This is a genomic window from Myceligenerans halotolerans (genome assembly GCF_054782975.1).
This window is the reverse complement of the sequence record NZ_BAAGRL010000012.1, coordinates 145,271-167,651: the sequence shown is the minus strand read 5'-3', so window position 1 is coordinate 167,651 and position 22,381 is coordinate 145,271. Positions and strand designations below refer to the sequence as shown.

Annotated in this window: 19 protein-coding genes, 1 tRNA gene and 1 pseudogene; 12 read left to right on the top strand and 9 right to left on the bottom strand. The window is 70.2% G+C overall.

The genetic code is table 11. The features are described from left to right. Positions 1–129 precede the first annotated feature (129 nt). From ACYVK5_RS09905 to ACYVK5_RS09880, 6 genes are all read left to right on the top strand, one after another. A complete protein-coding gene (locus tag ACYVK5_RS09905) occupies positions 130–396 on the top strand; it encodes a hypothetical protein (protein WP_460704348.1) in 267 nt (88 codons plus the stop codon). Between the two features lie 231 nt (positions 397–627). Beyond that, positions 628–843, top strand: coding sequence for an FxLD family lanthipeptide (locus ACYVK5_RS09900; RefSeq protein ID WP_460704346.1), 216 nt, complete (start codon positions 628–630; stop codon positions 841–843). 76 nt (positions 844–919) lie between these two features. Next, entirely contained in the window at positions 920–2,956 is a 2,037-nt protein-coding gene (locus tag ACYVK5_RS09895; protein ID WP_460704344.1) for a lantibiotic dehydratase family protein, read from the top strand. Further along, positions 2,953–4,038, top strand: a complete 1,086-nt coding sequence (locus ACYVK5_RS09890; RefSeq protein WP_460704342.1) for a lanthionine synthetase C family protein — start codon at positions 2,953–2,955, stop codon at positions 4,036–4,038. Before ACYVK5_RS09895 ends, ACYVK5_RS09890 begins: the two co-directional genes overlap by 4 nt. A gap of 34 nt (positions 4,039–4,072) precedes the next feature. Beyond that, positions 4,073–6,118: a methyltransferase, FxLD system gene (fxlM, locus tag ACYVK5_RS09885; protein ID WP_460704340.1), complete on the top strand. Its 2,046-nt coding sequence runs from the start codon at positions 4,073–4,075 to the stop codon at positions 6,116–6,118. Positions 6,119–6,185: 67 nt separating this feature from the next. Beyond that, positions 6,186–7,217 (top strand): hypothetical protein, encoded by a 1,032-nt coding sequence (locus ACYVK5_RS09880; protein WP_460704338.1) that lies wholly within the window; start codon positions 6,186–6,188, stop codon positions 7,215–7,217. Positions 7,218–7,285: 68 nt separating this feature from the next. Here the strand turns inward: ACYVK5_RS09880 and ACYVK5_RS09875 are convergent, their stop codons facing one another. Together ACYVK5_RS09875 and ACYVK5_RS09870 are read right to left on the bottom strand one after the other, a co-directional pair. Continuing rightward, positions 7,286–8,239, bottom strand: a complete 954-nt coding sequence (locus tag ACYVK5_RS09875; protein ID WP_460704336.1) for a phosphotransferase enzyme family protein — start codon at positions 8,237–8,239, stop codon at positions 7,286–7,288. Continuing rightward, complete coding sequence (locus tag ACYVK5_RS09870; RefSeq protein WP_460704334.1) at positions 8,236–9,609, bottom strand: hypothetical protein; 1,374 nt, start codon at positions 9,607–9,609, stop codon at positions 8,236–8,238. The genes ACYVK5_RS09875 and ACYVK5_RS09870 overlap by 4 nt, the downstream gene beginning before the upstream one ends. Before the next feature lie 483 nt (positions 9,610–10,092). On the opposite strand from ACYVK5_RS09870, the gene ACYVK5_RS09865 reads away from it, so the two are divergent. Beyond that, positions 10,093–10,413, top strand: a complete 321-nt coding sequence (locus ACYVK5_RS09865; RefSeq protein WP_460704332.1) for a hypothetical protein — start codon at positions 10,093–10,095, stop codon at positions 10,411–10,413. Positions 10,414–10,570: 157 nt separating this feature from the next. Here ACYVK5_RS09865 and ACYVK5_RS09860 read toward each other — a convergent pair whose 3' ends face one another. Together ACYVK5_RS09860 and ACYVK5_RS09855 are read right to left on the bottom strand one after the other, a co-directional pair. Continuing rightward, on the bottom strand, positions 10,571–10,831 hold the full coding sequence (locus tag ACYVK5_RS09860) for a helix-turn-helix transcriptional regulator (RefSeq protein WP_460704330.1): 261 nt from the start codon (positions 10,829–10,831) through the stop codon (positions 10,571–10,573). A gap of 188 nt (positions 10,832–11,019) precedes the next feature. Beyond that, a tRNA-Ala gene (locus tag ACYVK5_RS09855) sits at positions 11,020–11,092 on the bottom strand. A 270-nt stretch (positions 11,093–11,362) separates the two neighbouring features. Between ACYVK5_RS09855 and ACYVK5_RS09850 the strand changes: the two genes are divergently transcribed. Further along, on the top strand, positions 11,363–12,832 hold the full coding sequence (locus ACYVK5_RS09850; RefSeq protein WP_460704328.1) for a pectinesterase family protein: 1,470 nt from the start codon (positions 11,363–11,365) through the stop codon (positions 12,830–12,832). 77 nt (positions 12,833–12,909) lie between these two features. Here ACYVK5_RS09850 and ACYVK5_RS09845 read toward each other — a convergent pair whose 3' ends face one another. The 3 genes from ACYVK5_RS09845 to ACYVK5_RS09835 all read right to left on the bottom strand — a co-directional run bounded on the left by ACYVK5_RS09845 (position 12,910) and on the right by ACYVK5_RS09835 (position 15,984). Then, positions 12,910–14,112 carry a hypothetical protein gene (locus ACYVK5_RS09845; protein WP_460704326.1) on the bottom strand — a complete coding sequence of 401 codons (1,203 nt, stop codon included), beginning with the start codon at positions 14,110–14,112 and terminating at the stop codon, positions 12,910–12,912. A gap of 247 nt (positions 14,113–14,359) precedes the next feature. Next, positions 14,360–15,292, bottom strand: a complete 933-nt coding sequence (locus tag ACYVK5_RS09840; protein WP_460704324.1) for an LLM class flavin-dependent oxidoreductase — start codon at positions 15,290–15,292, stop codon at positions 14,360–14,362. Between the two features lie 35 nt (positions 15,293–15,327). Then, on the bottom strand, positions 15,328–15,984 hold the full coding sequence (locus tag ACYVK5_RS09835; RefSeq protein ID WP_460704322.1) for a GNAT family N-acetyltransferase: 657 nt from the start codon (positions 15,982–15,984) through the stop codon (positions 15,328–15,330). Positions 15,985–16,125: 141 nt separating this feature from the next. Between ACYVK5_RS09835 and ACYVK5_RS09830 the strand changes: the two genes are divergently transcribed. After that, positions 16,126–16,785: a 5-formyltetrahydrofolate cyclo-ligase gene (locus ACYVK5_RS09830; RefSeq protein ID WP_460704320.1), complete on the top strand. Its 660-nt coding sequence runs from the start codon at positions 16,126–16,128 to the stop codon at positions 16,783–16,785. A 50-nt stretch (positions 16,786–16,835) separates the two neighbouring features. On the opposite strand, the gene ACYVK5_RS09825 is transcribed toward ACYVK5_RS09830, so the two are convergent. Further along, on the bottom strand, positions 16,836–19,625 hold the full coding sequence (locus ACYVK5_RS09825; protein ID WP_460704318.1) for a penicillin acylase family protein: 2,790 nt from the start codon (positions 19,623–19,625) through the stop codon (positions 16,836–16,838). A 149-nt stretch (positions 19,626–19,774) separates the two neighbouring features. On the opposite strand from ACYVK5_RS09825, the pseudogene ACYVK5_RS09820 reads away from it, so the two are divergent. Further along, positions 19,775–19,915: pseudogene (locus ACYVK5_RS09820) on the top strand (FmdB family zinc ribbon protein); the annotation flags it as partial. Positions 19,916–19,929: 14 nt separating this feature from the next. On the opposite strand, the gene ACYVK5_RS09815 reads toward ACYVK5_RS09820, so the two are convergent. Continuing rightward, a complete protein-coding gene (locus tag ACYVK5_RS09815) occupies positions 19,930–20,091 on the bottom strand; it encodes a hypothetical protein (protein WP_460704786.1) in 162 nt (53 codons plus the stop codon). Between the two features lie 324 nt (positions 20,092–20,415). Here ACYVK5_RS09815 and ACYVK5_RS09810 point away from each other — a divergent pair, with 324 nt between their 5' ends. Beyond that, on the top strand, positions 20,416–21,129 hold the full coding sequence (locus tag ACYVK5_RS09810; protein ID WP_460704316.1) for an RcpC/CpaB family pilus assembly protein: 714 nt from the start codon (positions 20,416–20,418) through the stop codon (positions 21,127–21,129). Between the two features lie 162 nt (positions 21,130–21,291). Continuing rightward, a complete protein-coding gene (gene mscL, locus ACYVK5_RS09805; RefSeq protein ID WP_460704314.1) occupies positions 21,292–21,714 on the top strand; it encodes a large conductance mechanosensitive channel protein MscL in 423 nt (140 codons plus the stop codon). Positions 21,715–22,381 lie beyond the last annotated feature (667 nt).

The window sequence follows — 22,381 nt, the reverse complement described above, 5'->3', positions numbered from 1 at the left end:
GCGCTAGTCGGCCCGGCCGCCTGGCCAAGCAGGCCCCACGGTGGTCTTACCCGACGGCGTCGCCCTCCCCCAGGCTGGCGTTTCGAGCCTGGCCGACTGGCCGGGATGGCGACCAGCCAAGGGGGCATCGTGACGATGGAGAGCGGGCAGCCGGACACGCTCGCCGTTCAGTGGGCTCAGTATTGGCGAGCCGCGCTGTGCTGGCCGTCGGCCGAAGGACTCGATCCGAACCTGGTCGCCAGGACCCGGCGCGCGGCCCTGCAGCTTCTGCAGGGCGACGACTTGGAACGGGCGCTTCTGCTCAGGGAACCGGGTCTTCCGACCGACCGGGTCATTGATGTCACCGGCACTCCGCCCATGGTCCGTTCTGCAAAGGCGCAGGAGCGTCGTGCCTGAGCCGCAGCCTGCAGTCAGCGCACTCCGCTTCTCTCCGGCGCACCGGCTACCAGCCGATCCACGCGAGGCACGGCGCCACGGGTTGGCCGACAGGCTCGCCGTCGTCGAGGCTGCCTGCCCATGAGTGCACGACCGGCCTGAACGGCCCCGTATCCGTGTGGCCATCCCGGTGGCCCGCGAAACAGGCGTCCGGAACCCAGCGCCTGACCGACAACAGAAAGGGATCACCTCATGGTTCTATCCATGGCCCGGCCAGAGGCCGGAGCCCAGCACGACGACCCGGCCGCTCCCGTGGAGCCGGCCGACGACGGCGAGAAGCTCGCTGCCGACCCGTTCGGGCTCGACATCACGTTCATCGAGGGGACGCCGGCGACCGAGACGGTGCTCATGTGCAGCACGGGTGACACCTGCGGTAGCTCCTGCCCGAGCGCCTGCACCACCTCGTAAGCACCAGGAACACGCTCGCCAGCGCAGGCCGGGCGGCATGCCCGGCCTGCGCGATCGACCTGAACACGGAGTGAGGATGACGCGCTCACGACACCGCCTCTTCGAGCACACGGGCGACGCCATGCTGAGGGCAGCCGTGCACCTGACCGAGCCGCCGATGCCGCGATGGCCCGCATCATCGGCGCCGGTCGACCAGTGGAGGACGTGGCTTGGTCAGGTGTGGTCGGATGACGATTTCCGGCAGGCAGTCAGTAGTACGAGCACGGATCTGGCCGGGCAGATTCAGGCGATCCTGGACGGGCGTGTGCGCACGGCGCGCCGGGTGCGGCGGGCAGCACGTGCTCTGGCGCGATACGCGATCCGGTACGCCCATCGGGCCGCCCCGTTCGGGTATTTCGCCGGCGTCGCGTCGGTCGGGTTCGGCGAGCAGACGTACGTCCGGTTCGGCGGCGGGCATCGGGTCGTCACGCGGGTCGAGCCGCAAGCGCTCGATGAGGCCGTCAGCGCGTGGGAGGCAGACCCCGAACAGATGGCAGGTGTCGAAGTCTGCGTGAACAACCTGGCCCGCATGCGCGGCGGGCGGCTGCATGTCCCGTCCGAGGGTGCCGATGAGTTCACCCTTGCCCTGACGCCGGCTCTCCGGCTGGTCCTTGAGGCGGCGAGCTCGCCCATCGGTTTCGCCGACCTGAGCGAGAAGCTCGGCGCCGAGTTTCCGGAGGCGCCCCGACAGCAGCGACACGCGCTGCTGACCGAGCTCTTGCGCGTGCGGGTGCTGCGGTCATCGCTTCGTGCCCCGGCCACCGTCACCGTCCCCACCGACGTCCTGCCGCCGTCACACCGAGACGCGCACGGTGTGACGACGAGGCTCCACGACCTGCGGCTGGACGCATCGATCCGGCTACCTCAGCACGTGGTGACCGAAGCGGAGACCGCGGCAACCGTGCTGTCCCGCCTGTCACCGCACCCGGGCGGCATACCGGAGTGGCGTGGCTGGATCGACCGGTTCACCGAGCGCTACGGCACCGACACCGACGTGCCGCTGAACCTCGTTCTGGATCCCGACGCCGGTGTGGGGTTCCCCGAGGGCTTCACTGCGGCCTCGTCTCCGCCGCGGGTCATGACGCGCCGTGACCGGCTGCTGCTGGACCTGGCGGGGACCGCCGGGATCGAGTGCGCCCGATCGGTCGAGCTGTCGGAGGCCATGATCACCGAGCTTGAGGACGCGGCGGATGAACCCGGCCCGCGGACCCCGCACTTGGAGATCGCCGTCCAGGTGCACGCCAGGTCGGTCCGGGAGCTGGATCAGGGACGATTCCGCCTGCAGGTGGCGACGGTTTCCCGCTCCGCGGGCTCGATGACCGGCAGGTTCTGGCACCTGTTCCCCGGCATGGGGGCTGCCTACCGGGACCTGCCGACCGTGGAGGCCGGTGCGGAACTGGCGCAACTGTCCTTTCATCCGGCGCGGGTATCGGCCGATCTGCTCACCCGTGCTCCGCAGGTCCTGCCGCGCGTGGTCAGCCTCGGCGAGCACCGGAGACCCGGCAAGGACGTGCTGACTCCGGCCGATCTGAGTGTCGGCGTCCGCGAGGGGCGCCCCTACCTTGCCGAGACGGCGACGGGTCGGCATCTGGAGTTGTTCGCGCCGACGGCGCTGAACTTCCTGTGGAACAACTACACCCCGCCGCTTGCCCGGTTCCTCGTCGAGATCAGCCGCGCCACCACACCCCAGGTGACCTGGTTCGACTGGGCAGCCGCCTGGACCCTGCCGTTCACTCCCGCACTGCACTACCGTCGCTCGATCCTGACCGCCGCACGCTGGAAGATCCGCGCCCGCGACCTGCCACGCCAGGCGGCGTCCCTGGACGAGTGGGCCACGCAGTTGCACCGGTGGAAGGACCGGATCGGCGTACCGAACCGGGTGCTGCTTGCCGAGGACGATCAACAGCTTCCGCTGGATCTGCACCACGACATGCACCTGGACCTCCTGCGCGCACACCTGAACGCGAGCCGCCAGGGCGTGGCGGTCCTGTACGACGCTCCCCCGCCCGAAGCCGACGCGTGGATCGCGGGCAGGGCACACAACATCGTCATCCCGCTGCGAGCACGTTCATGAACAACGCCACGACCGCCACGATGACGCCCGCGGGCCGGCAGGATCTGTCCGAAGGGCCGCTCGGTATCGCGCTTCTGCACATCGAACGCGGCGAGACGAGTGCCGCTCGCGACCACTTGGCCCGCGCCACCACGGCTGGCGTCAGCGCAGGCGCCAACGCGTCACTCTTCCACGGAGCCCCGGCCCTGGAATTCGTCCTGTCCCGCGCCGGACGCCCCGGTGCGCAGGTGCGCGCCGCCGTCGACCAGGTCGTGGACGCACGGTTGGAATCGGCCCGACGGCGGCGCGCGTCCGGCAGGCTGCCGCACCTGGCCGAGTTCGACCTCATCCGCGGCCTGACGGGACTGGCCGCACTCCTACTCACGCGAGACGAAGACTCGGCCCGGCTCCGGGACGTGCTGGCCTACCTCGTCTCGCTCGCCCGGCCGGTCCGCCTCGACGGCACCGAGCTTCCGGGGTGGTGGTCGGCTGCGGGTCCTGACGGACGTGAGATGAACGGCGGACACAGCAACAACGGCGTCGCCCACGGCATCGCCGGCCCCCTGGCCCTCTTCGCCTTGGCCACAAGGCGCGGAATCCAAGTACCCGGACAGAGCGAGGCGATGGATGTGTTCGCGACCTGGCTTGATGTCCACGGCGGCGTGTACTGGACGACCTACGACCAGCTGCGGGCTGGCGCATCGCCCCGCCACCGGCTTGTACGTCCGTCATGGTGCTACGGCCTGCCCGGCATCGCTCGCGCCCAGCAGCTCGCCGGCATCGCCACCGGTAACCCGGCCAGGCAGTCCGCCGCAGAAGACGCCCTGATCAGCACGCTGACCAGCTCCGACCTGCTGGCGCGTGTCACCGACTCCACGCTCTGCCACGGCTGGGCCGGTCTGCTCGCCGTCGTCCGCGCGGTCGCCGACGACAGCCCCACGCCGCAACGCTTCACTGCCCTGACCGACGCACTCGGCCAGCAGCTCGAAGCGCACGTCGACCTGCTGAAGAAGCCCGGGCTGATAGAGGGTCGCGCGGGAGCAGACCTTGCCCGGGCCGGCACAGACATGACCGGCTGGACCCGCTTCCTGCTGATCACCTGACGCCCGCGCCCTTTCTCGAAAGGAACCTCCTCGCATGGACGACGAGAATCTCCCGGCCGCTATCGAACACTCCTGGTGGCACGCCAACGTCGCCTTCCCCAGCCGGCAACTCAGCGCGGAAGCTGCCCATGCCCTGGCCAAGGGCTTGAACGGCCAGCGCTTCCACTTCCTGCGCAAGGACGCAGGCGTACGCCTGCGCACCGAGCACCCAACCGGCGCCCTGCTCGACCAGCTCGTGGCCGACGGACTCACGACCGGATGGACCGGCGGCATCTACGAACCGGAAACCGCCGCGTTCGGCGGACCGGAAGGCATGGCGGCCGCACACGACCTGTTCTGCACCGACAGCCGTCATGCACTGCCCGAGACCGGGACAGCAGGCTCCCGGGAACGGACCATCCTGCTGCTGTCCGCGATGCACCGGGCGGCACAGCTCGACCCGTTCGAGACCGGGGACGTCTGGGCGAAACTCGCCGCCCTGCGCCCCGCCATCACCCCGCCCCACCAGGCGGCCCGGGACCAGGCCGTCCGCGCGATGCGGCGCCTCATGAACGCCGACCCCTCCCGGCGGCCCGACAGCGAACCTGGCTGGGCCGACCAGCTGGCCGCCTTCGAGACCGCCGGGCGGCGCTACCGCGAACTCGCCGACGACGGACGGCTGACCCGGGGCCTGCGCGCCGTGCTGGCCCATCACGCCATCTTCGCGTTCAACCGCGCCGGCGTGCCCGTGGCCGAACAAGCAGCCACCGCTTGGCTCGGCCGCGAAGTCGCATTCGCCGACCCCGAACCCATAGCCCTGGCATCCCGTCGGCCCGATCCGCCAGGACCTACCGTCAACCGAATGGAGACCACCATGACCACTGCTGAAACCGCCGCCACGAGCCCCGAAGAACTGACCGAGCGGCTGGTCGCGAGCAGACACGCGCACACGTCTGCGGTCATCGACGCATTCCGGACCACGAACCGACACGAGTTCCTGCCCGGTGTCGACCTCGAGCGCGCCTACCGGGAGGACGCCGTACCGATCAAGCACGACGAGCACGGCGAGATGATCTCCTGCATCTCCGCACCCTCGATCGTGGCCACCCAACTCGAACAGCTCGAAGTACAACCGGGCGACAAGATCCTCGAAGCCGGAGCCGCCACCGGCTACAACGCCACCCTCCTGGGCAAGCTCACCGGACCGACCGGACAGGTCTGGACCCTCGACGTCGACCACGACCTCATCGACGGCGCCCGCAAGAACATCGAGAACGCCGGACTCGGCAACGTCACCGTGACCATGGCCGACGGCGCAGCCGGCCTGCCCGAACAAGCACCGTTCGACCGAATCCAGTTCACCGTCGGCGCCGGAGACGTCCCACCCCGAATCCTCGACCAACTCACGCCCACGGGGCGGCTCGTCCTACCCATGCGGATCAAGGGGAGCATCTCGCGCAGCTTCGCCTTCGAACGCGACGGCGCCACCTGGCGCACCGTCTCGTGTGAGATGGCCACCTTCGTGCCCCTGCGCAAGGGAGTCTGCGACGACATCTACACCCTCGTGCCCATGGACGGCGAAGGCACCGTGTGCCTGGAGACCTTCAGCGAGCAGGACGTCGACCGCGACGAGATCCGCACCGTGCTGGACCGCTCCCCCGTCAAGGCCTATACCGGCGTGAAGTTCCGCCAGGGAGACCCCTGGGAGTGGCTCTACCTGTACCTCGCCTACACCCTCCCCAGCGGCCTGTCCCGCATGCCCGGACAGCGGCCCGGCTTCACCCCGCACTTCGGCTGGGGATCCATGGCAGCCCTCGACGGCGACAGCCTGGCCTACCTGACCATCCGCGAAGGAGAAGACAACCAGGGCCGCTACTGGGAGATCGGCGTCATCGGACACGGCACCCGCGCCGTCGGCCTGGTGGACCACGTCATCAGCGAGATCCGCACCTGGGACGAAGGCTGGGGCAACACCGCCCCCGAACCGACCTTCCGCATGGCCGTCGGGGACGCACGCGATCAGCTCACGCCAAGCGAGCCGGGATTCGTCATCGACAAGGACTACAGCCGTATCGTGCTCGACTGGCCCCGCAAGAGCTGAGCCGATGGTTCCCCCGATCGCGGCCCGCATCCCGCTGGTTTGCCGCCCCAAAGCGCCGGCGCTCCCGTTGGACGAACGAATCACCCACCTGACGACGCTGACGGCCTCACCCGCAGCCGCGGGCCACCAAGACCTGGTGGCCCGCGGCTGCGGCGTCCTGAACTACGCCGCCCTCATCGCCTCCGACGTCGGCATGCCCGACCTGGCCACCGACCTGTGCTGGCGACAACACCTGATATTCACCGACGCCGAGAACCTCGCCGGCGACATCGCCGCGATGTCGCTCATGCCCCTGATCAATATCTCCCGGCTCCTGACCCGCCAAGGAGACGGACGGGAAGCCTACGAGCTCCTCCAGGACCTCTTCGGCGCCGCCCAGGCACGCACTACCACCGAGATCGATGGCCACATCGTGGACCTGGCCGCACTCACCCGCACAGAGGCGGATCACCGCAAGATCTGCCAGGAGCTGTGGACGTCGCTACTCGTCGACGGAGCCCGAGCGCTGGCGCGAGAAGGCCGCTGGACCGACGCCGCGCAAGCCATGACCGAACACCGCGGCATCGGCAACCGGATGCTCGACGGCCGACAGATCAGCATCATGGCCCTCATGGAACGCGGCCTCGACGCCGAGGCCCGCGACACGATCGACACCAGCGCCACCACCGAACCGTGGGAGCACACCGTCGCAATCCTCCTGCGCGCCCACTGCCAACCCGAACCCGGCGCCCTGCCGGCCGAGACCCTCGACCACATCGCGCAAGCCGTCACCGCGCAGATCGGCTACGCCGAACCGTCCACAGCCGTATTCCACACCCGCCTCGGCCTCGGTACCCTCGACCTACCGGCCCGGCCGGGCTCCGACCTCTCGCCGTTACAGGCCGCGATCATCCAGACCGCGGCACTGGACGCCTACGCCGCACGCGAAGTCCGGCACCACCCCGTAGCCAGCGCCCTCCTGACCGACGAACAGCACCGGAATCTTGAGGCCGTCGTCCAAACAGCGGGCCTCGGCGCCGGGGCCCTCCCACCGCATCACATGCAGACCCTCGCCGAAACAGTCGATCAGGCAGACGAGCACCTGCGTCAACTCCTTTGACCCGCGAGCCCTGCTGCTCAAGTTGCAGTCAGCGCGCGTAGACCCGACTCGCCGCTGGCCTCGGCCAGCTATTGGCCGCGTCCGCGAGCGTTCTGGCGTTGCTTGGCCTTGGCGGCGAGGTCGACCTGGGGCCATGGCGTCCAGATCTGCCGGTCGTCGCGTTCGCGGATCGTGCGGACGCGGAGGTGGAACTCGTCGCGGACGCCCGGGTCGATCTCGATGATGGGAATGACGGCCGTGGTGACGCGGAGTTCTCGGATGCGGCGGATGGTCTCGTAGTGGGGCCAGTCGCGGATGTCCCAGCCGTAGGCTGCCGCGAGGCGGTCCTGGTCGCCGTCCATCTGGGTGAAGCGGGCCGCGTTGACGGCGGTCGGAATGAGGTCCCATTCGCGGGCTCCGACGGCGGCCGTGTCGTAGTCGCACAGGACGGGTCCGTCCGGTGTGTCGATCAGCGCGCCGATATGAGGGTCGCCGTGGATAGGGCCGACCGGGAGTGCGAACTTGGCGCGGGTCATCTCCTCTTCGAGGTCGTCGAGTTCGCTAGCCAGGTAGCTGCGCAGGTCATCCGGTAGAGCAGGGTGATCGAGACGGGGCCGGATCTCGGCGATCTGGTCGAACTCCGGGAGATCTGGGGGCGGCTCCGTGCTGGTGTGCAGCCGGTGAAGCGCGTCCGCGAGATCCTCCAGTGGCGGGAGGCGTCCGGTGTCTTCGACGAGGTGCCAGACAGTGACGGCGTGTCCGTCGATCTCGAAGGGTTGTGGGATCTCTTCGACGGGGACGATGGTGGGCACGTCCCGCTTGTCCAGCCAGCGCGCAAATTCAACTGCCTTGGCTGCCTGGGCACCGATCGTGGCGGACGCGGCGATGCGGACCACGTACGGGGTGGACGCCAAGGAGAACACGGCGTTGCTCGTCAGCTTCAGGAACTTCGCTCCGGTCGGGTCGAGCCCGACATGCTCACAGGCTTCGGCGAGGAGATGCTGGTACTCGGCCAGCGCCTCGTCACTAGCCGGACCGGTCATGACCTGCCCCGCACGGAGTTGATCTGGGTGATCACATCGGGGAAGCCTGGATGATCCACGTCGGCCAGCGTAGTCGCCAGTGGCCCGAGCCAGTCAACGACCCGGCGCGAGCTGATCCGGTCTGCCGCGTCGATCGCCCGCTGCGAGACCTCGACAGTGGCATCCAAGTCTCCGAGCCGAGCAGTCACACCCGCAAGGACCGGAAGTGCGAGTGCTTGCGCGCGTTCGTGCTCGTCGCCACGTTCCACGAACGACGCCGCCAGACCGGCACGGGCCAGCTCCAGCGTCACGGTCCCAGCGCCGGGAAGTGCGGCTCGTGCGACCCCTGACATGGCGTACAGCTCCCCCGCGCCGAACCAGCCGATCCACCGTGGCGTGTCGCCGTCTCCGGCCCCGAACTCGAACTCGAACTCAGCACGACTGATCGATCGTTCCATCTGCCGCTCATCACCCAGGAGGCTGCGCGCCCACGCCTCATTGATACAGATCAACGACGTGGTCGTGCTGCTGCCCGAATTCTGAGCGGCGATCTGCCCCAGTTGAAGCAGTCGCAGGCCCTCGTCGGCCTGACACGAATGCAGATAGACCCGGGCCATCCGGAACAACACGTGCGCGGTCATGGCCCAGTCCCCGCCGGCGCGGGACAGCTCCAGTGCACGCTTCAGATGCGCCAAGGCGGGCTCCACCATGCCGACATCGAAGGAAGACCAACCCGCCAGGACATGCAGGTCGGTCAGGGCGCGAAAGAGGTGCGTCCGAACGTCGTCGTCCATGTCGGCAACGAGTAACTGTTGCGCCCAGCACGCCTGAGCGGCGACAGCGTCGCGGCACGCACCGCCTCCATGGGCATTGTCCACCTGCCACATCGCGGCGGTCAGCATCTCGATCCGGACGACATCGTTCATCCCGATGCGCTCGGGACCAGGGGCAGTGGCGCGATCTACCGGCTGCCACCACCGCCCGATCTCACCGGGAGCAACACCCATCGTGGTCGTCGCCGCGTGCGTCAGCACGTCTTGCGTAGCCATCCGATCGAGGACTTCCGTAGAGAACGACGCTGAGGCCAGATCGAGCAGGTCGGCAGTCTCCTCGTCGTACGCGAGCCCCATGTACCCACGCGGCACGCCGAGGCCGTCAGCGATCCGCACCAGAACCTCGTGAGCCTGCACCCGCCGCCCACGAGACATGATCTGATACACCTCCGCCGGCGACTGGCCGGTCAACCGCCCGATCCGCCGCTGTGACACACCCACGCGGCGCAGCAGCCCGTAGACCGTCTTGAAATCGTGCCGGGCCAGTGCCCGTCGCATCGGCGGAGACTCCCAGTGCGCGGGACTGATCGCGTCGGCGCCCCCACCCTCGACGTTCATCGCGCGGCCGCCCTCCCGGTAGATGCCCCTCCTGGGGAGCCTAGCCACACCGGCGACCTCCCGTCACCAGGGACTATCCAAGGGGACTAGCGGGAGTAGTCACCCCCGTCGACTCATGAAGAGGACTCCGCGGCGCGCTTACCTAGCGCCGGACCGCACCTCCAGGGTGGAACTCGTTCAGCCGCCCTTGTACCGCGAATGCACGTCAGGGGCGGACTCGCCGACCACCCCAGGAGTCATCGTGACGTGCGCTGACCTACAGCCCAGGCATACCGAGCAGATCAAGCTCGCCCTTACCGCGAGCGACGACGGACGCCACTGTTCGCGCGTAGACGTCGACGGCGCTACGGCCTGCCAGCTGGACGTGGTCGAGCCGTGAGGTGGCTGTTCCGCCGACGCTCGTCGCGCCAAGCCCAGCGGTTGAGCGAACAGTTGCGCATCGCTATGTCCGGGCTCCCTGCCCGAGCAGAACCCACGCTCCGGGTGTCCGACCCATCCGACGACGCCGAGAGGTGGTGCGCGCTGTGGGTCCGCGGCAAGGACGGCACCCGGTCCAGGATGTGCGATCTGCCCGCCGGAGCCGACCTGCCGCTGGGGTATCTCGAGCAGGCGGTCACCAGCGCAGGGTTCGGCTTCGCCCGCACGATCCTGCGCGGCCGCGCCGCGTGGCAGCACGTGACAGCAGCAGACAGAGCGCGCCATCTCGAACTCGAGATCCACGTCTTCCGTGCACTACCCTCCCTCGCACCGAGCGACGGGCCAGTCACGGGTCCGCACCCACCCGCGCGACAACCGGCCAGCTGAACGCACCCGGAAACGACGCGGCCCGGCCATCGAAGAGGCAGACCCGTACCCGCGCCTGCCACACGCTCTTCGCCCGAGCGCGACCTCCCTTCAACGGGATCTCGCGGTAGGAGACCTCACCCAGCTCGCCAGGGCGCAGCTTCCGGCCAGTCATCGCTCACCACCCCCACGACGAGTCGCCGGGCTCGCTGCCTAGGTCGCTGCTGAGATCAACAGCGTCCGTCGCGTGCTGCTCGAGCCAGGCCCGAACGTCCGACTCCTCGAACAGCAGATGCTTGCCGATCTTGTAGGCCCGCGGGGCGATGCCGTGCTTGCGCCACGTGTAGACCGTCTCGCGCGTGCAGTGCAGCTTGCGGCAGAGGTCGTCCAGCGTCCACATCGGACCGCGGTCCAGGGGGGTATCACGCGACTCGCTCATGCCCGACAGGTGTTCGAAACACACCTGGGGACGAGTCCACAGACGGGCGTCGCCAGGCGTTCTCAGTCGGACGCCCTGTGGATTGATGCGTGCACTCAAGGGGATCACCTCTTCGATTCGGGTGATCCCTCCGGAACGAAGAAGGCCGCTGACCTGGCGTGATGCCAGATGCAGCGACCCTCAACCGGTGGAGCTAGGGGGATTCGAACCCCCGACCTCTTCATTGCGAACGAAGCGCGCTACCAACTGCGCCATAGCCCCGAGTGCTGGAACAGGTTAGCACTGCACCGGGTCAGATCCGCAAATCAAAGCGGGTGGTGCGCGCCACACAACGCCAGGCCACGGGCCGATCGCCCTCTCCGGGCCAACCCTGTCACCCCGCCATCCACCCGACTTGACCGTTTAGTCGCGCCTGACCTCTTGACCCCGACCCGCCCGTTTACTACGTTGCAAATCTTCCCGCGCGCGTCGCCACGCAAGCGCCCCATGGCCACGCGCGCCACCGATCCCGACGAAGGAGTTGGACTGATCGTGAGACGAATCCTGCGACGACGCGGCGCAACCGCCGTAGCCGTCACCGCCGTAGCGGCCCTGACCGCCGGGATCTCTATCGCCGTGAGCGCCGTCGCTCAGGCCGACACACCCACCGCGGGCAGCACCTACACCCTCGCCGCCGGCCACACCGGCATGTGCCTTGACGTGCCCGGCGCGTCGGACGAGCCCGGCACCGTCCTCCAGCAGTGGGGCTGCGCCGACGGCGCCGCCTGGCAGCAGTTCCGTCTGGTCGACGCCGGATCGGGCACCTTCGAGATCGTCAACGCGGACAACGGCCTGTGCCTCGACGTCACGGGCGGTTCGACGGCGATCGGCGCCAAGGTACTGCAGTGGACCTGCAAGGGGTCGGCGTGGCAGCACTGGACGCTGTCGGAGGGCAGTGACGGCGCCCACCAGGCCGTCAATGTGAACAGCGGCCTGTGCCTCACCGTACAGAACGGCTCGACATCGTCGGGTGCGCAGACCGTCCAGGGGCAGTGCACCACGGCCGACGACAAGAAGTGGCACTTCACCACGGTCGGCGGGGACGGCGGCGGCAACGACGACGGCGAGTACACCGTCGCCGCCGACGGCACCGGCACCTACACCACCGTCCAGGCGGCGGTCGACGCCGTCCCGGCGGGCAACACGCAGCCGGTCACGATCACGATCAAGCCCGGCACGTACCGCGAGACGGTGACCGTGCCGTCGAACAAGCCGTACGTCTCACTGATCGGCGGGGGCAGGGCCGAGGACACCGTCATCGTGAACAACGTGAGCGCGAGCCAGGCGGGCAGCCTCCGAGGCAGCGCGACGGCCGTCGTCCTGGGCCACGACTTCTTCGCGGACAACCTGACGATCGAGAACGACTACGACGAGGCTGCGGGCGGCCAGTCGCAGGCCCTCGCCCTCTACCTCAACGCGGACCGCGCGATCCTCGACGACCTGCGCCTGCTCGGCGACCAGGACACGTTCCTCGTGAACAACGACGCCCGTGCCTACGTGAGCGACACCTACATCGAGGGCACGGTCGACTTCATCTTCGGCGGCGGGATCGCCGTCTTCCACCGCTGCCTGATCTTCGAGAAGCGCTCCACCGGCGGCCCGATCACCGCGGCGAGCACCCCGGCCGAGAACCCGTATGGGTTCCTCTTCTACCGGTCAGAGATCACGGGCGCCACGGACAACACCACTCAGCTGGGCCGGCCGTGGCGGCAGGGCGCGCAGGTGGTGTACCGGGAGTCGGAGCTGTCGGCGACGATCGAGACCGCCCAGCCGTGGACGGACATGGGCGACGCCACGTGGGAGAGCGCCCGCTACTTCGAGTACGAGAACACGGGCCCGGGCGCCACGGAGAACTCGAACCGCCCGCAGCTCACACCCGCGCAGGCCGCGAACTACACCCCGGAGAGGTATCTGGCCGGCGAGGACGGCTGGGATCCGATCGACCGGTCGGGTGGGGCCTAGCCGGACACACCGACGGCTTCGCGGCGCTCGGCGGCGGCACGACGGGCGGTGCCGCCGCCGAGCCGCCGCCGGTTGACTCAGCCCGCCGCGCGGCGGCGCGCGAGGATCTGCTCCAGCGGCTGGGCGAGCGTCTCGTCACGCACGCGCGGCGCCGGCCGCATCAGTTCTTCCTCGTCGGGGTGCGTCGCCGCGTCCGACGACGGTCCGGGCGCGCTCTCCGCACCCGGACCGCCCCCGGCATCCGCGTCCACCCGCACGCGCCCGGCCGGCTTCTCACCCGCAGGCCTCGCAGAAGCAGCCTTCTCCCCCGGCGGCCTCTCAGCCGCCGGCTTCCCGGCCGACGCCCGCATCGCGGCCGCCAACCGCGCCGAGGCGTCGTCGGCACCGGTCTTGTCCGCGCCGCCCTTCCCGACGGCGCCCTTTCCGGCGCTCTCCGACATCCGCGCGGCGACAGCCTTCGCCGTCACCCGGGACGCGGGCGGCTTGGTCACGTACGTCGGCAACGGCACCGGAACGGGATCCCAGGCGCCACCACCGACGCCCGGGCTCTCCTCGTCCTCGGCGTCGTCCGCGGCCGCCTCGGCGGCAGGTGCCCCGTTCTCGTCCACGACCTTCGAGCGCGCCGGCTCCGGCACGGTCAGCAGTTCGTCGAGCACGCCGCCCTTCTTCGCGGCCGGAACCACCTCTTCCCCGGCCCCCGTGACCCGCATCCGGTTGCGCGGCGCGTACGGCCCGCCGTTCGCCAGCGCGCGCGCCTGCGTGGCCCGCTGCCGCGCGGCCCGCCGGGCCGCCTCGACGGCGTTCTCGGCGCGTCGCGCCCTGATCGCCGCGCGCCGCCCGAGCACGAGTGCCGTGAGCAGGAGCGCGGTCGGCGACGCCGCGACTCCCCAGGGCAGCGGGACCACGACCACGCAGGCCCAGGCAGCAAGAGTGGCGAGGAGAAGGAGGAAGGTCAGCACGAACCGCCGTCGGGCACGAACCGCCCGGTGGGCGCGCTGCTCCGCCAGCGCCCGGCGCTGCTCCGGGGTCTCGACGTCGTCCGGGGCGCGCACGAGCGGAGCCGGGCGCGCGCCGGTCAGGCGCGAACCACCAGTTCCGGTCGTCATGGCTCCTCCTCGCCTTGGTCCGGTCGGCCTCGTGCGGAAGACCGTGCCGCCGCTCACCGCGATGACACGCAACCCACCGGAGAACCGGTCGCCGGTCCGTGCCGCCGCGAGCTCCGCGCGGTAGCGGATCAGGTGCGGCGCCCAGTACCCCAGCCACAGGACGAACAGTGCCACGACTGTCACCCCTGCGGCCGACTCCACGACACGACGTTAGGGGGTTGTCAAGGCCCGTCGGCCGGCGACACGCCCGGGCGTCGGCTAGTGCCCGATATGACCTGCGGATCGGGCATGATGCGTCTGCCCCACGATGTCCGACGACGGCGCCGCGGGCCAGCCAATTTCGGCGCGCGGCCTGTCCGTGCTCTCGTCCGCCGACACGGTCACGAGTCAGCTGGTTGCCTGCAGCACCTGGCCCGAGCGGTCACTCCGCGCCACGACGGGCCGACGCCGGGGTGGTACCGCCTGCGCGCCGCGCCGCCGCGACCGCCTCGCGCACGGCGGGCGCGATGTCGCCGCCCCAGGTCTCGATCAGCCGCGAGTCGTCGCCGGTGAGGATGAAGGTGCCGATGCCGTCCTCCAGCGCCAGCCGGGTGAGCTCCTCGACCCACTGACCCATGGGCCCCTGGAGGAACCCGGCGCTCGTGGTCCGGATCGTGCCGCCGAGGTTGAGCAGGCGGCGGATCTCCGCGGGGTCGCGCCCTGCCTCGACGGCGGCCTCGTCGATGACGGCGTTGCCGCGCGCCAGGTCCCCGTCCTTCAGGTAGGCCAGCGAGGGGAGCCAGCCGTCGGCGTCGCGGCCGATCAGGCGCAGCATGCGCGGCTTGTAGGCACCGAGCCACACGGGGATGTCGTGCGCCGGCGCCGGGCCGCGCTTGGCGCCCCTGACCTGGTAGTGCTCACCTGGCACCCGCAGCGGGGTGCGGTCGTCCACGTCCCAGATGCCCCGCATGATCTGCAGCGCCTCCTGGAGTGCCGCGACCGACTCCCCCGGTGAGCGGCGCGGCCCGCCCATGGCCTCGATCGCGTCCCAGAATCCGCCGGCGCCCAGGCCCATCGCGAACCGGCCGACGGACAGCAGGTCCAGGCTGGCCGCCGACCGGGCGAGCACGGCGGGCTGGCGCAGCGGCAGGTTGAGCACGTTGCCCGACACCGTGATGCGCTCGGTCGCGGCGGCGACCCAGGTCATGAGGGTCCAGGTGTCGAGGAAGGCCGGCTGGTACGGATGATCCTGGAACGTGGCCAGGTCGAGCCCGGCCTGCTCGGTGAGCCGCGCCAGCCGGACCGGCGCCTGCGGGTCGGCGTTGGTCGGGATGAGGAACGTACCGAACTGCAGCTCGTGCCCGTAGTCCGTCATGGTGAGATGCCCTCCGATTCCATGCTTCCGTCCGCCTAGCCCCCGCGGGTCTGCTGCCAGCGGGCCAGGAGGCCGCCCGGGACCTCCTCCGCCGTCAGCGCGAACGTGCGGTGGTCGCGCCAGCCGCCCTGGATGTGCAGGAAGCGCTCGCGCACTCCCTCGTCCCGGAACCCGAGCTTCTCCACGACCCGCAGGCTCGGGACGTTCTCGGGCCGGATGTTGATCTCGATGCGGTGCAGTCCCAGCACGAACCAGCAGTAGTCCGTCGCCATGGCGACGCCGGTAGGGGTCACGCCCCGCCCGGCCACGTGCTCGGACACCCAGTAGCCGATGCTCGCCGAGCACAGCGACCCGTAGGTGATCGACGCCACGGTGAGCTGGCCGACCAGCTCGCCGTCGAGCTCCATCCCGAACGGCAGCAGGGTGCCCGCCCGCGCCTGGTGGGACAGCGTGCGCACATACTCGTGGAAGGACGCCACCGTCGTCCGGTTGTCGCCGGTGAGGGGCGACGTCGCCTCCCACCGTTCGAGCCAGGCGGCGTTGTCGGCGCGCAGCCGCGACCACACCCTGCCGTCACGTCGCCGCAGAGGGCGCAGCACCACGACACCGCCTGGTGTGTCCTCCCGCAACGTCACGGGCCATGGCTTGGACACGGTCCATCCCTTCACGACGAGCCCCGTCGTCTCCGACATTCGTTCCTAGCACCCCCAAGACGCGCCCGCCGATCGGACGCCACCGTCCCTACCTGCAGAGGGTCTACCACGACCGGCCGCCGCAGACCTGCCGAAGCCCACTTCACGGGGGCATCCGGGAATCCTGGAACAATAGCGCCCATGAAGGGCGCCCGAATTCCGACATCACAGCCTTACCCGGTCCAGGCCGGGATGGACGCAGAGGACGCCAAGGAGGAGCTGCGCCGGGCCATCCGTAAGCAGCGCAACAGTCGGAGCCCGAAACAGCGGGCCCAGGCCGAGTCGGCGATCGCGGACGTGGTCTCGTCGATCCCGGAGGTGAACGACGCCGCCGTCGTCGGCATGTATGCCGCGCGCGCCGCCGAGCCCGCGACGGGCAGGCTGATGGAGCTCCTGGCGAGCCGCGGGGCGCGCGTCCTGCTCCCGGTGCTCGGGACGGGCCTGGCCCGTGACTGGGCGGACTACGCGGGGCCCGAGGACCTCCTCGAACGCGCGCCCGGCCGGCCCCCGGAGCCCGGCGGCGAGACCCTGGGCCAGGACGCCCTCAAGCTGGCCGACGTCGTGATCGCGCCCGCCCTCGCCGTCGACACCCGCGGCGTCCGGCTAGGCCAGGGCGGCGGCTGGTACGACCGCGTGCTCACGCACGCGCGCCCGGAGGCGAAGGTCGTGGCGATCGTCTTCCCGGAGGAGGTGTACGACGCCGCCGAACGTCCGCTGCCCTTCGAGGAGCACGACCGCCTGGTGCACGCCGTGGCGACCACGACGGGCTGGCGCTGGCTCGGAGACCTGGCGGACGGCTAGCGCCGCCTGCGACGACGCTCCGTCCGCGCGGTCCCCTACGACGACGGCCCCTACGGCTTGAGCGTCAGTTCGTCCTCCACGACCGCCTCGACCGCCTCGCGGCTGAACGGCCACACGAAGGTCTCGCCGTCGACCCACTCGTCGAGCTGGTCGTCGTAGTGGTTCGAGGCCGGGTGACCGGACACGCCGGTCACGTTCACCCAGGTCGAGGCGTCCAGGTCGGCCATGTCGACGACCATCCGCATCGACGGGCCCGCCGTCACGGTGTAGCTGCCCGACGACGCGTCCCATGACGTCGCGTTCACGACCGAGGCGCCTCCGGGCACGGCATGCGGCGCCGGATTCATGTACGTGCGCACCAGTGACGGAACTCCCTCGCCCCCGAGCGCCACGTGCTCCAGTTCGAGCTGGTGCAGCATCCCCCAGGACCAGTCCCCCGGGTCCTTGCTGATCTCGACGGTCATGTCCTGGCGTGCGCTCTTGAGCGCCTGGGTGAGGATCTCGTCGCGGCTCTCCCGGACGGAGGCCGTGGTCTGGTCGTCCCAGAAGGCGTTGTTCTCGTCCTCGAGGATGCCCTGCACGACGGCGAGCCAGCGGTCCCCGCCCTCCGGCCACATGCTCTCCGGGAGCTCGTCCTGGAATGTCGCCCGGAGCAGGTTCTGCCAGACGGCCGCGAAGTACGCCGCTGCCGCGGAGTCCTCCTCCATGGTGTGGTCCCAGTCGCGCAGCAGCCGCTGGCCGTCCGCGTCGTAGTCGTCGTCGAGCTCGACCGCGAGCAGCACGCCCACGAGCAGATCCGCGAAGGGGCTCCAGTTGTCGTTCTGGATCGTCGACATGTCCTCGGCGGTGAACAGCCGGCCGGAGTCGATCTGCTCAGTGAGCAGAGTGCGGATGCGCTGCGAGCGGAAGCCGTAGTCCCAGTCCCGGGCGAGGAACGGGGCCGAGCCGCCGGGCAGCACCGCCTGGTTGGCCGCCACGATGAACCCCTCAGCCGGATCCTGGGCACGCGGCATCCGGTCCGGGTTCACGTAACCGAGCCAGTCGTACCGCGCGTCCCAGCCGGGCCGGGGCCAGGAGCCATTCGAGCTCACCGGCCCGGGGACGTCCGCACGCAGCGGGATCCGGCCCGGCGCCTGGTAACCGATGTGACCGTCCGTGGTGGCGTACACGATGTTCTGCGCCGGGACGTCGAACAGGGCTGCCGCCTCACGGATGTCCTCGGCGTTCCGCGCCGTGTCGAACGCGAAGACGGCGTCAGCGGTACGGCCCGGCTCGAGCGCCGTCCACTGCAGCGAGATGGCGTAGTCGCCCAGCTCGGTGCCTTCCTCGGTGGGCGACTGGACCAGAGCCTCCATGGTGGCCGCGCCCGCCTTGTCGTCGTCGAGCACGTCGGAGATCAGGGGGCCGTGCACCGTGCTGCGGACCGTGAGGTCGACGGGCGAGCCGCCGTTGACCCGGATGGTCTCCTCACGCTGCTCCAGGTCGATCCACTGGTCGCCGCGCTTGTAGGTGTCGCCGCGCACGCGCTCGATGAAGAAGTCCGTGACGTCCGCGCCCATGTTGGTCAGGCCCCAGGCGAGGTCGGCGTTGTGTCCGATGACCACCCCGGGGAAGCCGGAGAAGCCGAACCCTGCCGTGTCGAACGGGCAGCTGTCCGAGACGGTGTTGCAGTGCAGGCCGATCTGGTGCCAGATCCCCGGCGCCTGCAGGCTGAGGTGCGGGTCGTTGGCCAGCAGCGGCTGGCCCGACTCGGTGTACTCCCCGGAGACGACCCACGAGTTCGAGCCCGTCCCCTCGCCACGGGCGATCTGCTCCGGGACGGCGGCGAGCGCCTCCTGCGTCGCCGCCAGGGCCTGCCGCAGGTCCGTGTCGAGGAGGGCGCCGTCCAGTCCGTCCGACGACGGCTCCCCGGTGGCCGAGTCCTCTCCCGTGGCGGTGCCGTCCGCCGTTGTCCCCGATTCCGCGCCCCCGGTGCCTTCGGTCCCCGCGCCCTCGGTCCCGGCTTGTTCCGACGCGGTGTCGTTCGACCCGGCCGCGTCGCCCGATCCGGTGCCGGGCTGGGCCGCGGACTCCGTGAGGATCGGCCGGTTGCCGGCGGTGCCGTACTCGGGGAACAGCTGTGCCACCAGGCTCGGGTCCTCCAGGGCGCTGTACGCCAGGCCGCGGTCGAGTTCGTCGTTGTAGTTGGACCGCAGGTCCCAGGCCATCGCCTTGAGCCAGGCGAGCGAGTCCACGGGGTCCCACGGCTCCGGGTTCTCGAGGTCGACCGTCGTGCCCAGCACGGTGTACTCCACGCCGAGCTCCGAGGGCGTACGGTCCGCGATGTAGGCGTTCACGCCGTCCGCGTAGGCGCGCAGGTATTCCTGCGTCTCCGGGCTGACGAGATCCAGCTCCTGTTCGGCGACCTGACGCCAGCCGAAGGTGCGGATCAGCTTGTCCGCCGAGATCGCGGACTCCTGCTCGCCGACGAGTTCCGCGAGCCGGCCGGCGGTGACGTGCCGCCGGAAGTCCATCTCGAAGAATCGGTCCTGCGCGTGCACGTATCCCTGCGCGCGGAAGAGGTCGGTGGCCTGGTCGGCGTAGATGTGCGGGACGCCCTGCTGGTCCCGGAGCACGCGGACGTCCGCCGTCAGGCCCTCGACCTGCACCTCGCCGGAGGTGGCCGGTAGTGCGCGGCGCCCGATGGCCCAGCCGAACGTGGTCACCGCTGCCAGGACCAGCACGACGACGACGGCGGTTCCGATCGCCAGCTTGCGGAGTCGGGACATCGCGCGACGCGTGGGCTCGGCGGACTCGGTCGCGTCCGGTGTGACGGTCTCGTGGGACGTAGGCGCTGACACGCAGGTGAGACTACCGGTACTCACTGACGCTCCCGAACCGGTACGAGTGGCGTTGCGGCACCCGTCCGCGAACCCCGTGGCCGGAAGGTTCGTGGCGCCGACGGCGTTATGATTGGCACTCGCAAACCCTGAGTGCCAGAGGAGATCCCGTGCCCACGTACGCGTACCGGTGCACCGAGTGCGACCACGCCTTCGACATCCACCAGGCGTTCACCGACGACGCACTCACGGCCTGCCCCGAGTGCTCCGGCCGCCTGCGCAAGGTGTTCGGTTCGATCGGCGTCACTTTCAAGGGCTCTGGCTTCTACCGCAACGACTCGCGCGGTTCGTCGAAGTCGAGCGCGCCGGCGTCGAACGGTTCGCCGTCGAAGGAGTCGAGTTCCACCGGGTCGGGCTCGAACGGTTCGAAGACCGGCGGCTCGTCGAGTTCCGGCGCTTCGACGTCCAGCAGCTCGTCGTCGACCACCTCGACAGCCGCGAAGGCCGCACCGGCCTGACCGCCCTCCTCCCGAAGCCGGGCGGAGGCACGACGGCTCGTCCGAGGCCGGATGGAGACCTGGCAACGACGCCGCCGTGTCCTGCCGTCCGCGGCGTACCCATGCCGGTCTCGTTCGACGGACCCCGCGTTCCCGACGGCGCCGGATCTCCCCTCTGTTCCAGGGGTCTCCGGGCACGCCGTGGCGGAGCTTCCACGGTTGGACGCCGACCACAGGGGGCCGATTCGGCAGGTTGTGCACAGCCCCCGCTCGGGCCCTCGGCGCCGCACCGGGTGCCCGCCTAGCGTAGAGGTATGACCTTCCTCGGCAGCCTTCTCGAGCGCGGCGTTCCCGATCCCCGCGCCGCGGTCCGGCTCGCGCGACGCGCCCGGCGCCTCGTGTGGCGTCATCACATCCTGCTCGCGGCGCTCTGCTGCGGGCTCGCGGCCATGGGAGCCGTCCAGGTGCTGCGGCCCGCGCCACCGCCGTCGACGCCGGTTCTCCTCACAGCCCGCGAGGTTGCCGCCGGAACCCGGCTCACCGGTGACGACGTCACGTTGCGCGAAATCGCCGTGAGCCTCGCGCCGCCCGCCGCGCTGCGGGGCCGGTCCGAGGCGGTCGGCCTGACGGCCGTGGTCCCGCTGCCGGCGGGTGCGCCCCTGCACACCGGCGTCGTCTCGGACGGCGGAGTGCTCGCCTCCGCGCCGCAGGGCACGGTAGTGGTTCCCGTGACCCTGGCCGACGACGGCGTCGCGGCGCTCCTGCGCCCCGGCGACCGCGTGGATCTGCTCACACCTGGCTCGACCCGCTCCACGGACAACCGGGAACCCACGACCTCCTATCTCGCACGGCGCGCGCTGGTGCTCCCGACACCCGCGCATCGGACCCCCGACACCGGCGCCGCGGGTCTGCTCGGCGGAGGGACCGACCCGCCACCGGTCACGCTCGTCGCCGTGGACCCCGCCGAGGCACCGGATCTATCAGCCATAGCCGGAATAGGAGCCGTGTCGGCAATCCTCGTACGTTGATCGACCTGGGCGAACAGTCTCCTTCGCCCGTTCCGAGATGCGCGGCACGGGATTCGCCCGCAGAATCTCCTCCGGACACCGGCAGCGCGCCGGACTCCGCGGTCACCGGTACACACCGGAGTCGCCGCACGCTCCCATCCAGAACGAATCGAAGGACTCCGCATGCGCAACGTGCTCAACGGCTTCAAGGATTTCATCACCCGTGGCAACGTGCTCGACCTCGCCATCGGCATCATCATCGGCAGCGCGTTCACGGCGATCGTCACGGCCCTCACCAGCAGCATCCTCATGCCGCTCGTGGCGTGGCTCTTCGGCGCGCCCAACGTCGAGAGCTTCTCGATTCCCCTGCCGAGCCTGCGGGGCGGCGACCCGACCGTGTTCCCGATCGGCCTGGTCCTGCAGTCGATCCTCGACTTCCTGTTCATCGCGGCGGCCCTCTACTTCTTCATCGTCCTCCCGATCCAGAAGATGACGGAGATCCGCAAGACCACCGAGGAGGAGATCGGGGAGACCCTCGAGAAGGACGTCGAGCTCCTCACCGAGATCCGCGACCTCCTCAGCACCCAGGCCACCACCAGCCGCTGACTGCCACATCACGCCACGGTCCGGGTGCCGCCGGGCAGGTGCCGCGCAGATCACCGTGCCGTGTGGTCGGGGGTTTTCCGTGTGGTCGGTCAATCACTTGACCGACCACACGGAAAACCCCCGACCACACCAGCCGACGCTGCCGTCCACCTGCACGCGGCGACACGTCCCTGGGAACGGCGACCGTTCCCAGGGCACACGACCCGATCACGCCGCAGCTCACCAGTGCGGCGGCACGTCCCGCAACAACCGCTCGTCGTTGCTCCCGTGCTCGCCACCCCGCGCGGACTCACTCTCCGCCTCGCCCCAGCCGTCCCCTCGCTCATCGGAGCTCACCCCGAGCACGGCCTCCCGCTCCGTCCCCCGCCGAACAACCCGCCGAGCCCCCCGGCCCCGCCCCGAACCACGCCCCCCACCCCGCGCCGAAGAGGACGCCGACCCACCCACGTCCCCACCAGAAGTCATGTCTTCACCCACAGCCCCATCCTCCCACCCGAGGAAAGGGCCCCACCCACCAAGGGCCGCGGCGGCAGGATGCCGCGCGCGGACTATCTTTCCCGAAGTGGAGGGCCCCCTGGGGCCCGTGAACGCGTCCGCGCGAGGCATCCTGCCGCCGCGGCCCTCCCCAGACCGACCCACAACCCCCGCCCCCAACCCCCAAGCCCCA